General features: G+C 62.7%; 12 protein-coding genes. 8 read left to right on the forward strand and 4 right to left on the reverse strand.

Annotation, left to right across the window (positions count from 1 at the left end; translation table 11 throughout):
- Positions 1 to 484 precede the first annotated feature (484 nt).
- The 4 genes from rodA to K8W16_RS12245 form a co-directional block, all read right to left on the reverse strand.
- Positions 485 to 1,597, reverse strand: a complete 1,113-nt coding sequence (rodA, locus tag K8W16_RS12230; RefSeq protein WP_304124291.1) for a rod shape-determining protein RodA — start codon at positions 1,595 to 1,597, stop codon at positions 485 to 487.
- Between the two features lie 254 nt (positions 1,598 to 1,851).
- On the reverse strand, positions 1,852 to 2,658 hold the full coding sequence (gene proC / locus K8W16_RS12235) for a pyrroline-5-carboxylate reductase (protein WP_304124294.1): 807 nt from the start codon (positions 2,656 to 2,658) through the stop codon (positions 1,852 to 1,854).
- Positions 2,659 to 2,661: 3 nt separating this feature from the next.
- The gene (gene ndk, locus K8W16_RS12240) at positions 2,662 to 3,081 is read right to left on the reverse strand and encodes a nucleoside-diphosphate kinase (protein WP_304124297.1); all 420 of its coding nucleotides are present in this window, start codon (positions 3,079 to 3,081) and stop codon (positions 2,662 to 2,664) included.
- Positions 3,082 to 3,149: 68 nt separating this feature from the next.
- Entirely contained in the window at positions 3,150 to 4,373 is a 1,224-nt protein-coding gene (locus K8W16_RS12245; protein ID WP_304124342.1) for a S41 family peptidase, read from the reverse strand.
- 327 nt (positions 4,374 to 4,700) lie between these two features.
- On the opposite strand from K8W16_RS12245, the gene K8W16_RS12250 reads away from it, so the two are divergent.
- The 8 genes from K8W16_RS12250 (at position 4,701) to K8W16_RS12285 (ending at position 12,770) form a co-directional block, all read left to right on the forward strand.
- Positions 4,701 to 5,540 (forward strand): hypothetical protein, encoded by an 840-nt coding sequence (locus K8W16_RS12250; RefSeq protein ID WP_304124300.1) that lies wholly within the window; start codon positions 4,701 to 4,703, stop codon positions 5,538 to 5,540.
- On the forward strand, positions 5,537 to 7,579 hold the full coding sequence (gene fusA / locus K8W16_RS12255; protein ID WP_304124303.1) for an elongation factor G: 2,043 nt from the start codon (positions 5,537 to 5,539) through the stop codon (positions 7,577 to 7,579). The genes K8W16_RS12250 and fusA overlap by 4 nt, the downstream gene beginning before the upstream one ends.
- A 190-nt stretch (positions 7,580 to 7,769) precedes the next feature.
- Complete coding sequence (rsmA, locus tag K8W16_RS12260) at positions 7,770 to 8,624, forward strand: 16S rRNA (adenine(1518)-N(6)/adenine(1519)-N(6))-dimethyltransferase RsmA (RefSeq protein WP_304124306.1); 855 nt, start codon at positions 7,770 to 7,772, stop codon at positions 8,622 to 8,624.
- Positions 8,625 to 8,683: 59 nt separating this feature from the next.
- The gene (locus tag K8W16_RS12265; protein ID WP_304124308.1) at positions 8,684 to 8,956 is read left to right on the forward strand and encodes an HU family DNA-binding protein; all 273 of its coding nucleotides are present in this window, start codon (positions 8,684 to 8,686) and stop codon (positions 8,954 to 8,956) included.
- A 58-nt stretch (positions 8,957 to 9,014) separates the two neighbouring features.
- Positions 9,015 to 9,194, forward strand: coding sequence for a hypothetical protein (locus K8W16_RS12270; protein WP_304124310.1), 180 nt, complete (start codon positions 9,015 to 9,017; stop codon positions 9,192 to 9,194).
- A gap of 424 nt (positions 9,195 to 9,618) precedes the next feature.
- A complete protein-coding gene (gene rpsU / locus K8W16_RS12275; protein WP_077074093.1) occupies positions 9,619 to 9,822 on the forward strand; it encodes a 30S ribosomal protein S21 in 204 nt (67 codons plus the stop codon).
- Between the two features lie 158 nt (positions 9,823 to 9,980).
- Positions 9,981 to 10,433 (forward strand): GatB/YqeY domain-containing protein, encoded by a 453-nt coding sequence (locus tag K8W16_RS12280; protein ID WP_304124314.1) that lies wholly within the window; start codon positions 9,981 to 9,983, stop codon positions 10,431 to 10,433.
- A 3-nt stretch (positions 10,434 to 10,436) separates the two neighbouring features.
- Positions 10,437 to 12,770, forward strand: a complete 2,334-nt coding sequence (locus tag K8W16_RS12285) for an endonuclease MutS2 (protein ID WP_304124317.1) — start codon at positions 10,437 to 10,439, stop codon at positions 12,768 to 12,770.
- Positions 12,771 to 12,784 lie beyond the last annotated feature (14 nt).

The following is a 12,784-nucleotide window of genomic DNA, read 5'->3' on the forward strand; positions in this document are numbered from 1 at the left end:
AAAAAAGGAAATTCACGAAAGAAAAGGCTCGGTAAAAGGCAAAGACCTCCTCCTTTCCGCAAAAGAAAAAAGAGAATGCATGAAAAAAAATCCTCTTTATCCCTCTTTTCACGGCAGAAGGGGTGTGCATAAGGAGACGGCGCAGGGCAGGCGGGAATATGCCCCGGAAACTCTCCGCAAAGCCCCCTTCCGCAGAAAGAGAGGACAACATGGAGCCGATACGCATGTTGCGCACGGATACCGGTTCCCTGCCGGCAGGAGAACAAAGGCGCAAAGGGGCGTTTCAGAACTTCTCCCCGGACAAAACCGGAAGACGATACGGGCTCTCCTGTGCCTCCGGGACAAGGCTGCGCGGGCAAGCGCGTCCGCCTTGCCGGACGGGGAAGGAACCGCAGCGAAGCATGGAATCTGCCGGTTCTGCGCCCGGGCGCTTCGGGGCTTTGCTCCGGCCGTCCCCTGCCCGCGGACTTTGCCAGAAAGCGCGCTAGCTTTTGAACACGAAACGGCGCATGGAAATGCTGAGCACTATGCCCACAAGCGCGCAGTTGACCACGAGCGCGGTGCCGCCGTAGCTGATGAAGGGCAGCGGCATGCCCACCACGGGCATGAGGCCCACCACCATGCCGATATTCACCACGATCTGCCAGAAAAAATAGAAGAAGATGCCTGCTGCGAGGGTGGAACCGAATCGATCCTTGGCATCGCGCACGGTGCTGTACATGGCCATAAGGAAGAGGCAGAACAGCGTGACGAGAGCCATGCAGCCTGCAAAGCCCCATTCTTCGCCGAGCACGGCTATGGCGAAGTCGGTATGCTTTTCCGGCAGAAAGCGGAGCTGGCTCTGCGTACCCGCAAGAAAGCCCTTGCCGAACATTTCCCCGGAGCCTATGGCTATCTGCGACTGTATGATGTGGTAGCCCGCGCCGCGCGGATCGCGCGTGGGGTCGAGGAAGGTGAGTATGCGCTCCTGCTGATAGTCGTGCAGCACGAACCAGCCGAGGGGCATGACAAGGGGTATGACCAGAAGACATACGCGAAGCACGCGCCACTTCACCCCGTGGAAGAGCACCATGCCGCCGAGAAGCACGAGCACCGTAAGCCCGGAGCCGAGATCCGGCTGCTTGGCGATGAAGAGGAAGGGCACAAGCCCTATGGAAAGCACCTGGGCGAGCCTTTTCCAGCCCAGGGATTCCCCGTCGCGGCAGAGGGCCTTGGCACCCATCATAAGGACGGCGAACTTGGCAAGCTCGCTGGGCTGAAGATTCATGACGCCGAGGTCGATCCAGCGCTTAGCCCCGTACACCGTCTTGCCCACAATGGGCACAAGCAGAAGAAGAAAAAGCACGATTACATAGCAGGGCACGGCAAGCCTTTCGATGCGCCGGTAGTCGATGAGCATGCAGGTGACCATGACGCAAAGGCCGATGAGCCCCCACACGAGCTGGCGCTGATAGAAGGGCGAGAGCACGAAGCCCCCCTCGATGCGGGAGCCGCTCGCGGAATAGAGGTTCACCATGCCCACGGCGAAAAGCAGGATGGTGAGAAAGACCAGGCCCCAGTTGATCTGGAAGAACATCCTTCTGTCGGGCATCTGCATGGGGCACCTCCGTGGGCTTTGCCGGCATCGCGGGACTTCCCTCCCCTGCCGGAAGGCATTTTTGCCGGGAACCCTGCTTTCTCTTCAGGGCGGCACCCCGGGAGGGATGCCTTTGCAGGACGGCGGAGCGAAATCGGCCGCGCCGCCGAAATGGGGAGACGGGCATTCACACGTTCCGCTCCGTTTCCGGGAGCGGAGCCGAAAACGCGCACGGCTTTCGCCGTGCGCGCGGAAAAAGGACGGGTGGGAGGGGCCTACTTCGCGGCCGCCATTTCCAGGTCGCGCTTCAAGGCTTCCAGCACGGCGTCGGCCGCATGGCCGGGCACGGCGCAGCGTTCCAGATGATTCACCCCGCGTATGGTGGTGCCGGAAGGGGAACAGACCTTCACGCGCAGGTCGGAAAAGCTCTCCTTGCCTTCCAGGGCGAGGCAGGCCGTGCCTTCCACCATGGCCGCGATGAGCTCCCGGGCCACGGGAGCCTTGAAGCCCATGGTGATGCCCGCATTGAGCAGCCCTTCCATGAAGAGCAGCTGAAAGGCCGGGCCGCAACCCACCAGCGCGGAAAAGGCCGGGAACATGTTCTCGGCCAGAGGCAGGGCCCTGCCCATGAGGCGGAACATGGCGAGCAGAGCTTCCCGGCGAGCTTCGTCAAGGGCATCGTCGTCCAGGCACAGGGCAAAGACGCCCTTCCCCACAATGACGGGAAGGTTCGGCATGCAGCGCGCCACGGGGCAGCTCCCTTCCACGCCCTTCCGCAGCTTTTCCATGGAAAAGGCCGCCGCAAGCGAAAGCACCACCTTGGAAGGATCGAGCGCAGGGCGTATCTCTTCCAGCATGGCTTCCATCTGATAGGGCTTCACCGCGAGAATGACCACGTCGCAAAGCCTCGCAAGCTCCAGCGGGCTTGCCGCCCAGGCCACGCGGCGGCCTTCCGCCTCTATGGCTTCCACCTTGGCACGGGTATGGTCGTGCCCGAAAAGCTCAAATTCCTCATGGGCGACCAGGCCCTTGAGCACGCCTGCCCCCATGTTGCCGCAGCCTATGCAACCGATCCTTTTCATGGCTCAGCCTACGATTTCCGTCCGGCTGAAGAAGAAGGCGACTTCCCGGGCGGCGGTTTCGGGAGCGTCGGAGCCGTGCACGGCATTGGCCTGCACGCTCTGGGCATAGAGCTTGCGGATGGTGCCTTCCGCAGCGTTGGCCGGATTGGTGGAACCCATGAGGGCGCGGTAGGAGGCAATGGCGTCCTCCCCTTCCAGCACGGAGCAGACCACGGGGCCGGAAATCATGTATTCCACAAGCTCGCCGTAGAAGGGGCGCTCCTTGTGCACTTCATAGAAGGCTTCCGCCTGGGCGCGGGTGAGGCGGATCATCTTCATGGCGACGATGCGCAGGCCGCTTTTCTGGATCATGGCGAGTATCTCGCCCTGAAGGTTGCGGGCCACGGCGTCGGGTTTGATGATGGAAAGGGTCTGCTGGATCATGGGATTCCTCCGTCCTGCGTTGCGGGGCGCAAAAAGCTCCCTCTAAGTTATGAAATATCGTGCCCTCTTCAGTTCTTCAGGGCCTTCACCACGGGCAGGGTCTTCACGAACTGAAGGGCCAGGCGGAGCTGATTGTCGCGGTCGAGCATGGCGCCCACGTCTTCCGCGTCACCCACCTTTTCCTCCCGCTTTTCTTCCTTCTCCCCGTCCTTCTGCTCCAGGTGGCCGCGCAGGTCCTTCTCGCGCAGAGAGAAGGAGGGGCCGGCGTCCTCGCGCGGAGCTTCCCATGCCACTTCAAAATCAGGGGAAATGCCCTCGGCCTGGATGGACTTGCCGGAAGGCGTATAGTAGCGGGCTACGGTGAGCTTGAGGCCCGTGCCGTCCGCCAGGGGGATGAGGTTCTGCACCGACCCTTTGCCGAAGGTGCGCTCGCCCAGGATGAGCGCGCGCTTCTGGTCGCGCAGCGCGCCCGCCACGATTTCCGAGGCCGAGGCGGAACCGGAATTGACCAGCACCACCATGGGGCAGTTCACATCCTCCGGCTGAGAATGGGCCTTGAAGGAGCGCTCGGAAGAGGCGTCGCGCCCGCGCATGGACACTATGACGCCCTCTTCAAGGAAGAGATCGGCCACTTCCACGCTCTGGTCCAGAAGGCCGCCGGGATTGTTGCGCAGGTCGAGCACGATGCCCTTCACCTCGCCCTTCTTCTTCGCCGATGCGAGGGCGTCGGAAAGTTCCTGGGCGGTATGGCCGCTGAAGCGCGTGAGGCGTATCCACCAGTAGCCGGGCTCAAGCTCGCGCGACTTCACGCTGATGAGGGGAATGGCGTCGCGCTTGATCTTCATAGTCACGGGGCGGGAGGCGTTCTTGTGCAGCACCTGAAGCTCCACCGTGGTGCCGCGCTTGCCGCGCATCTTGGAAACCACCTCGGTAAGCGACATTTCCATGGTATACTGCCCGTCCACGGCGATGATGGCGTCGCCCGCACGCAGGCCCGCCTTGTAGCCCGGCGTGTCCTCGATGGGGCTCACCACCATGACCTGGCCGTTCTCCATGGTTATTTCCACACCCACGCCGAAGAATTCGCCGCTGGTGTTCTCCTGCATTTCCTGAAATTCCTTTTCCGTCATCAGCGTGGAGTGCGGGTCAAGGTTCTGAAGCATACCCTTGAGCGCGCCTTCCAGAAGCTCCTTCTGGGAAACCTCGTTGACGTAGTACTGCTCCACCATGTCCAGTATCTGACTGAAGCGGCGCAGGGAATCGTAGTCGTTTTCCGCGCTGACGGCCTTCATCACACCCCCGCCGGCAAGAAAGGTGACAAGGGCGAGCGCCGCCGTGGTCAGGACACGAATTTTTTGCATGTGAGCCTCCGATTGGGATGGAACATCCGAGACAAGATAGAGCCGTTCCTGCCAAAACGCAACGTATTTCCTCACTTCCCGGGGCCGGGAGGCAGGAGGGAACATGCCCTCGCGCCCTGGCGCGAAGGCGGCCCTGCCTCTCCGGGAAATCCTTCGTCAGCCGGAGGCCCGGGCGGAAAGCTCAGGGGCGGGCCCCGCAACATTTCATTTGACGTGCGGGCGGGAGCAACGTACCCAAGAAGGGAAAGGGAGAACCGCATGAGCCCCAATTTTGAACTTCCCGCCTGGCTGGAGGCCTTCCGCCCGGACGATGAGCTTTATGCCAGAGCCTATGAAGAAACTCCCGCGCCCCTGCGCGCGCTTCTGAAAACCGCCATGGCCTTCGCCTTCCACCGCTTCGGCATGCAGGACGACGAAAGCGAAAGCTCTTTCTCCTGTGCGCGCGCAGGCTTTTCCCGCACGGAGTATGCCCGTCCCGCCGCGTGGGCTCTGGCCGTGACCGGGGCGGATTTCGCCTCGCCTGCGCGCTTTCTCGCCGCGACCGTCCCCGCCGTCCTCGCCGGAGTGCCGCGCGTGCTCGTCGTTTCCGCCTCGCCCTTCGCCCCGCCCGTGGCCGCGGCCCTGGAACTGGCCGGGCTCGAGGATTCCTTCCTTATGGACGCGGAGGGCCTTGCCTCGCTCTATGAAGACCTGCGCGCCTTCTCGCCGGAGGGCAGAGTCATGCTCTTTCCCGGCCCGGAAGGATGCGATGCAGGCATGAAGGATCTCCTGCACACGGCCGTATCCGACGGCACGGCCGTGTATCGCGACAGGGGAGCGCCGAGAATCCTTTCCTTATATAAAGGTGAAGGCGGAAACGGCGTCCCTTCCGCTGCGGAGGTGGAGAAGCGCCTTCTCTGGATGCACCCCGACGCGGAACTTCTCGACGCCCCGGCTCCCGGGGCAGGCGCCGTATTCACGCCCGAGCCTTCCGCCGCGCCCTGCCGTGCTCCGCTCATTGCCGGCCCGGGCATGGAAGGGCTCTGGACGGGGCCCTCCCCCGAATTTTTCCGCACCCGCGCCCTCTGCGCCCAGCTTGTCCAGGAGATACCCTCATGAGTCAGGACAATATGAAAAACCTCCGCAATATCGGTATCATCGCCCACATCGATGCGGGCAAGACCACGCTCAGCGAGCGCATCCTCTTCTACACTCGCAAAATTCACCGCATGGGCGAAGTGCACGACGGCACGGCCACCATGGACTTCATGCCCGAAGAGCAGGAACGCGGCATCACCATAGCCGCGGCCGCCTCCACCTGCCGCTGGAAGGACTGGACGCTGAACCTCATCGACACCCCGGGACATGTGGACTTCACCATCGAGGTCGAGCGCTCGCTGCGCGTGCTCGACGGTGCGGTGGGCGTGTTCTGTGCCGTGGGCGGGGTGGAGCCGCAGTCGGAAACGGTGTGGCGTCAGTCCGAAGCCTTCGGCGTGCCCAAAATAGCCTTTGTGAACAAGATGGACAGGGTAGGCGCGAATTTTTCCGCCGTGCTCGACGCCCTGCACGACAGGCTGGGGGCCACGCCCGCGGCCGTGACCGTACCTCTCGGCGAAGGGCCGGAATTTCATGCCGTGGCGGACGTCGTTTCCCTGAAGAAACTTATCTTCGACGAGGACAGCCAGGGGCAGTCCATGGAAGAGCTGCCCCTCGAAGGGGAGGAGAAGGATCTCGCCCTGCTCTGGCGGGAAAAAACCCTGGAAACCTTGGGCGAAAACGACGATACGTTCATGGAACGCTACCTTGAGGAGAGCTTTACGGAAGAGGACATACACGAGGCCATAAAACGCGCGACGCTTGCGCGCAAGGTGACGCCCGTATTCGCCGGCTCCGCCCTGAAGAATGCAGGCGTGCAGCCCCTGCTCGACGCCGTGGGCCGCTACCTGCCCTCGCCGCTGGACGTGCCCGCCCCGCGCGGCAGCTCCGTGGACGGTACAAAGGAAAAAGAACTCGACATAAGCCCGAAGGCCCCCTTCTGCGGCCTGGTCTTCAAGGTGCTCATGGAAGGCGGGCGCAAGACTTCCCTCATCCGCATCTATGCCGGAAGTCTGAAGGAAGGGGACGTGGTGCGCAACACCGCGCAGAAAAAGGACGAGCGCGTTTCCCGCATGTTCCGCATGGATGCGGACCAGCAGGAGCAGCTCGCCGAAGCCTCCTCCGGCGATATCGTGGCCGTGCTCGGCCTCAAAAGCGCGCGCACGGGCGACACCGTCGCCGCGCCGGGCCTCGACATACTTCTGGAAAACCTGGAAAGCGTGAAGCCCGTCATTTCCATGGCCCTTGAGCCGCGTAACGCGGACGAAGGCAAGACACTGGACGAGGCCCTTTCCCGCTACAGCGCGGAAGACCCCACCCTCGGCGTGACCCAGGACGAAGATTCCGGCGACCGCATCATTTCCGGCATGGGCGAGCTGCACCTCGACGTGGTGCTTGAGCGCATGCGCCGCGAATACGGCATCAGCCCGCGCGCCGGGCAGCCGCAGGTGGTGGCGCGGGAAACGGTGCGCGCCGAAGGCGAGGGGCACGGCCTCTTCGACCGCGACCTCGGCACGGTGCATCATTTCGGCGAAGTTGTGCTCACCATGGCCCCGGCCGGGCGCGACGCAGGCAACAGGGTGGAGCTTGCAGAAGCCCTGGCCCACCCGGCGGACGTGAAGGAAGCCCTGCCGAAGGCGCTGGTGGACGAAGTGCTTCAAGGCATTTCCGACAGCCTGCTCTCCGGCCCCCAGACGGGCTACCCCGTGCAGGACGTCCTTGTTACCGTGACGGCCATACGCAAGGAAAACGCCACGGCCGCGGGCTGCCGCATGGCCGCCTCCATGGCCGTGCGCGACGCCATGGAAAAAGCCCGCGCCTGCGTGCTCGAACCCATCATGGATGTGGAGATCGTCGCGCCGGAAGAGGCCCTAGGCTCCTCCATCAGCCTGTTCCAGAACTGCGGCGGCAAGGTGGAGGAACTCGGCGAAAGGGGCGGCATGCGCTACCTCTCGGGCATAGCCCCCATGCGCCGCCTCTTCGGCTTCTCCACGGCGCTGCGCTCCGCCACTCAGGGGCGGGCGGGCTTCACCCTGCGCTTCAGGCATTACGACTCCATGTAGACGTAAGGGCCTGTTCCCCGGCACGGAGGGGAGAGGAAAAACAAGGTTGCGCTTCTGCTGACGACAACGGCCCGGCTGCATGCCTAACCGGAAGAGCGCCCTGCACAGCCGCCTCGCCGACGCCGCAGGCCCGGCCTCCCTTCCCTCCCGGAGAAAAAGGGCATATCATACATAAAAAGCAAAGATCACTATGAGCGATATCAACCTCTTCACCGCCGCCCGGGCGAAGAAAAGCCTGGGGCAGCATTTCCTGCGCGACGAGCGCGTGGTGCGGCGCATCGTGGAGCTTCTTCGCGTGGAGGAAGACGACCTGATCATGGAAATCGGCCCAGGCCCAGGTGCGCTGACGGCCCTTCTGCGGCCCCTGCCGTGGAAAAGGCTCCTTCTTCTGGAAAAGGATGATCACTATGCGGCCGAGCACGCCGCCCGGCCCCTGCCCGGTCTGGAGGTGGTGGCGGGCGACGCCCTCGCCTACCCGTGGGAAAACCTGGAAGGGGCGTGGAAAATTGCGGGGAACCTGCCCTACAACGTGGCCTCGCCCCTCATGTGGGATGTGGTGAGCCGCGTGCCCTCCCTTGCCCGTGCCGTGTTTATGGTACAGAAGGAAGTGGGCGACCGCCTCACGGCAAGGCCCGGTACCAAGGATTACGGCGCGCTCAGCGTATGGGTGCAGAGCTTTGCCGTGACAAGAAAGGGCTTCATCATCGGGCCTTCCGCCTTTTCCCCGCCGCCCAAGGTGGATTCCGCCGTAGTGGTCTTCGAGCCCTTTCCCCCGGAAAAAAGGCCCGCGCATCCAGAAAAACTCTCACGCCTCATCAAGATATGCTTCCAGCAGCGGAGGAAGCAGCTGCAGGGCATACTGCGCCGAGCTGTGCCGGAAAGCTTTTCCCCGGAGATACTCCCCGCCCTCGGCCTGGCCCCGGCCATGAGGCCGGAAAACCTTGCTGTGGAAGATTTCCAGCGCCTCGCCGAAGCCCTTTTCCCGGAAAAAATCATGAGGGAACGCCCTGCCGCTCTTGACGATGGGCAGGAAACGTGTACCTAAAGAAAAACCGCGCCCCCCTCTCCCCTTTCACCTCTGCCACAGGCAGAAAGGAGCAGTTCATGACAAAGGCCGAACTCATCGCCAAAATCGCCGAACAGGCATCTCTCAGCAAAAGCGGCGCAGAACAGTCCCTGAACGCCCTGCTCGACGCCATACAGGAAGCCCTTGCCTCCGACGGCAAACTTTCCCTGCCGGGCTTCGGTTCCCTGGTGGTGGAAGAACGCAAGGAACGCAAAGGGCACAATCCCCGCACGGGCGAAGCCATCACCATCCCCGCGGGCAAGGTCGTGAAATTCAGGGCTGGCATTAATCTGAAAAAGCAGATACAGTAGCCGGACGGCCATACCCCGACCTCCGGGCCTCAGGCCGCCAGCCGTTCAAGGAGTCTTCATGCTTATTCATGGTGAAAATGGACATGGCCCCTTCCCCTGGGATCTGCCCCTGTGGCAGCCTGACTATGCCATCTTTTTCGGCGTGCTCTACGCGGTGCTTCTCATCCTCGGCATCGGGCTTACGCTGGTGTTCGCCCGCGCCATAAGGGATGCGAAAAACGGACACAAGGAGCACTAAGCCCTTTCCCGAGCGGCCGTTTCCCGGCGGGGAGGCAGGCCCTTCCCTGCCGCGGGCGGGCCTTTTATTTCGCCCGAAGGCTCTTTGTGCGCGGGCTCCTTCCCCGCTTTTCCTGCGGGGCGGGAAAAAGGGGCGTTTTCCGCCCCCTCCTTCGGGAAGGGGCGAGCCTGCGCCCTGAATATTCCGCGCAAGGCGGCATACGGAGTATTTCTTTTTTCTGCTTTCCCCGGAGTAGCGTACCCCGGGGGCTTGCTTTTTGCGGCAATCTGTTTTAGTTTTCTTCTCTCCCTGCCCCGAGAGCGGTATGGTTTCGCGCTCAAGGTATGGTCAGGGCCACATTTTCCGTTTTTCCTTTCGGTTCACACACCCTGAGAACTGGCGGATCGGACGGAACAAGAGATTCGCTGAAAAGGGGGTGATTTCCGTGCCCGGAGTTTTTCTCAACGAAGACGATTATAATTTCGACATCGCTCTGCGTCGCTTCAAGAAGCAGGTGGAAAAGGCCGGCGTTCTTTCAGAAATGAAGAAGCGCCAGCACTACGAAAAGCCCAGCGTCATGCGCAAGAAGAAGAAGGCCGCTGCCCGCAAGCGCCTCATGAAGAAGATGCGCAAGGTCAACATGGGGTAATATTCGACGACAACGGTTCGCATGGGTTCTGAACCGTATGCAGACCGGTTCCGGAGCCGGAAATCGGACCTTTCATCGGGCTGATTTCCGGCTCCTCTGCCATTTTCAGCCCCCCCCAGAAGCACAGCCACGCCCCGGCGGCGGATGAAGAAGACGCTATGAGTATCGCTGAACAGATAGACAAGGACTACATCCAGGCCTACAAGGCCAAGGATCAAGTGAAGCTCGGCACGCTGCGCCTTTTGAAGACGGCGGCCAAAAACCGTCAGGTGGAGCTCATGCGCCCCCTGGAAGACGATGACTACATGGGCGTGCTTCTGCGCGAGGTCAAGCAGCGGCAGGACTCCATAGAGCAGTACACCGCCGCAGGGCGCACCGACCTTGCAGACAAAGAAGCCGCAGAGGTGGCCGTGCTTCAGTCCTACCTGCCCGCCCGGCTTTCCGAAGAAGAGCTTGCCGAAGTGGTGGAAAAAACGGTGGCTCCCCTGCTCGACGGCGGCATGAAGAACATGGGCCGCGCCATCAGCGCCATCATGGCGGAATACAAGGGACGTGTGGACGGCAAGGCCGTGAGCGCCGCGGTGAAGGCGCGCCTGCAGCAGGCCGGCTGATCTATGGACGGAAGAACGCTTCACGCTCTGGAATTTCCCCGCGTGCTTGAACGGCTTTCCGATTTCTGCCTCTCCGAGGCGGGAAAGGAAGCCGCTCTTGCCTTGCGCCCCATGGACGACGAAGGCGCAGTGCGCAAAAGCCAGCATCTCTACGACGAAACGCGCTCCTGGCTGGCCGAGGGCGAATTCTCCCCTGTTTCCTTTCCCGATATTTCCGGCCTGCTTGCCCATGTGCGCACCCGTGCGGACGCGCTGCTCGACATGGACGGCCTCTGGGCGCTTAAAGAAACTCTTTCCCTGGCCCGCCGCGAGGCCCTGAGCATCCATGCCGGGGCCGCTCGCCGCCCGCTTCTGGACGAGCTCGCCTGCTCCTGCCCCATGCCCGAGCTCACCCTTTCCGCGCTCAACCGCTGCGTGGGGAACGACGGCTACCTGAAGGACGAAAGTTCCCCCGGGCTCCTTCTGGTGCGCAGCGAGCTGCGCGGCATCCATCAGAACTGCCTGCGCCGTGTGAAGGAGTTTGCGGAAAAGTTCAATATCGGCCGCTACCTGCAGGACGATTACATGACGCTCTCCTCCGACCGTTATGTGCTTCCGCTCAAGGCTAATTTCAAGGGCCGGGTGCAGGGCATCATCCACGACTATTCCAACACGGGCGAAACTCTGTATTTCGAGCCTCTTTTTCTGGTGGAACAGAACAACCGCCTGCAAGAGCTCAAGCAGGAGGAACGCGAGGAAGAGCGCAAAGTCATGCGCATGATCGTGGACCTTATCTCTCAGGAAATGCCGCAGGTGGAAGCGGCGTGGAACCTGCTTGTGCAGGTGGACCTTCTGCAGGGCAAGTGCGCCCTGGGGTCCGCCCTTTCCGGGGCCTGCGTGCCGCTGGAGGAAGGGGCGCTTCTGCGCCTTTCGGCCGCGCGGCATCCGCTTCTCGTGCTCGAGGCCGCCCGCCACGCCGCGGACAGGAACTACACCGGCCCGCGCCGCATCGAACCGGCCGACCTCATCCTCCGCGAAGGCGACCGCGTGCTCGTCATAAGCGGCGGCAACGCCGGCGGCAAGACGGTGGCCCTGAAAACCCTCGGGCTCATCACCCTCATGACGCTGGCGGGCCTGCCCGTCCCGGCGGACGGGGGCTCCACCCTGCCCTTCTGGAAAAACGTCTACGCCTTCATCGGCGACGAACAGAGCCTCGACGACCACGTTTCCACCTTCACCGGGCAGATACGTCACCTTTCCGATATCTGGGAAAAACTCGACGGCCGCGCCCTGGTACTGCTTGACGAGTTCGGCTCCGGCACCGACCCCTCGCAGGGTGCGGCGCTGGCCCAGGCGGTGCTGGACGGCATGCTGGAAAAGGGCGCCTACACGGTGACGGCCACGCATTTTCCCGCACTCAAGAGCTACGCCCTCACCCACGACGGCGTGCGCGCGGCTTCGGTGATTTTCGATCCTTCCACCAAAAAGCCCCTCTTCCACCTCGCCTACGATCAGGTGGGCGCCAGCCAGGCTCTCGACGTGGCGCGCGAACATGGGCTGCCCGAGTCCGTGCTCCGGCGTGCGGAGCATTACCTGCTCATGGACGGGGACGACGCGAGCGCGGTGATGGAGCGCCTCAACGAGCTGGCCCGGCAGAGGGAAGAAGAGCTCTCCCGCCTGAAGGACGAAGAACGCCGCCTGCGCGACAGGCGCGAGTCTTTGCAGCAGAAGCTGGAGAAGGAACGCCAGAGGCTCGATGAGGAAGTGCGCAAAATGTCGCAGGAGCTCATGCGCGACTACAAGAGCGGCAAGGCCACGGCCAAGCAGGCGCAGAAGGAAATGTCGCGCCTGCGTGCTGATCTTGCCCGTTCCGCCAGGGATATGGAGGAGGAAAAGCCCGCCGCCGACCCTGCGCTCTTCACCGTAGGCGGCGAAGTGCTGCACCGCATGTGGAACAAGAAGGCCGTGCTGCGCGAGCTCGACGAGAAGAACGGCAAGGGCAAGATAGACCTGAACGGCGTGACCATGTGGGCCCCGCTTTCCGACCTTCAGCCCGTGTCCGGCTCCGCCGCAGGGCCGAAGGGTTCCGTCACGACGAAAGTTTCACGCCCCGTTTCCTTCCTGCGCCTTGACTTGAGGGGCAAGCGTGCTGATTTAGCTTTGGCGGAGCTTGAACAGTTCCTCGACCGCTCCCTGCTTTCCGGCGTGGAAGGCGTGGAAATCGTCCACGGCAGGGGCACGGGCGCGCTGCGCAAGGCCGTACACGAGCTTCTGCGCACCTTCCCCGGCGTGGATTCCTACCACACCGCACCGGAAGACCAGGGCGGCGACGGCATGACGCAGGTAATGTTCCGCTAGATTTCGGGCATAGA

The sequence above is a fragment of the Mailhella massiliensis genome, assembly GCF_020741395.1.
In the GTDB taxonomy this organism is placed as follows: Bacteria; Desulfobacterota; Desulfovibrionia; order Desulfovibrionales; family Desulfovibrionaceae; genus Mailhella; species Mailhella massiliensis_A.

Excerpts from the sequence above, each read along its gene's own strand:
- K8W16_RS12280 (WP_304124314.1), top strand. The coding sequence starts at position 9,981 with ATGAGTATCGCTGAACAGATAGACAAGGACTACATCCAGGCCTACAAG.
- rodA (WP_304124291.1), bottom strand. The coding sequence starts at position 1,597 with ATGCAGATGCCCGACAGAAGGATGTTCTTCCAGATCAACTGGGGCCTG.
- rsmA (WP_304124306.1), top strand. The coding sequence starts at position 7,770 with ATGAGCGATATCAACCTCTTCACCGCCGCCCGGGCGAAGAAAAGCCTG.
- fusA (WP_304124303.1), top strand. The coding sequence starts at position 5,537 with ATGAGTCAGGACAATATGAAAAACCTCCGCAATATCGGTATCATCGCC.
- ndk (WP_304124297.1), bottom strand. The coding sequence starts at position 3,081 with ATGATCCAGCAGACCCTTTCCATCATCAAACCCGACGCCGTGGCCCGC.
- K8W16_RS12285 (WP_304124317.1), top strand. The coding sequence starts at position 10,437 with ATGGACGGAAGAACGCTTCACGCTCTGGAATTTCCCCGCGTGCTTGAA.
- proC (WP_304124294.1), bottom strand. The coding sequence starts at position 2,658 with ATGAAAAGGATCGGTTGCATAGGCTGCGGCAACATGGGGGCAGGCGTG.
- K8W16_RS12250 (WP_304124300.1), top strand. The coding sequence starts at position 4,701 with ATGAGCCCCAATTTTGAACTTCCCGCCTGGCTGGAGGCCTTCCGCCCG.
- K8W16_RS12270 (WP_304124310.1), top strand. The coding sequence starts at position 9,015 with ATGCTTATTCATGGTGAAAATGGACATGGCCCCTTCCCCTGGGATCTG.
- K8W16_RS12245 (WP_304124342.1), bottom strand. The coding sequence starts at position 4,373 with ATGAAGGCCGTCAGCGCGGAAAACGACTACGATTCCCTGCGCCGCTTC.
- K8W16_RS12265 (WP_304124308.1), top strand. The coding sequence starts at position 8,684 with ATGACAAAGGCCGAACTCATCGCCAAAATCGCCGAACAGGCATCTCTC.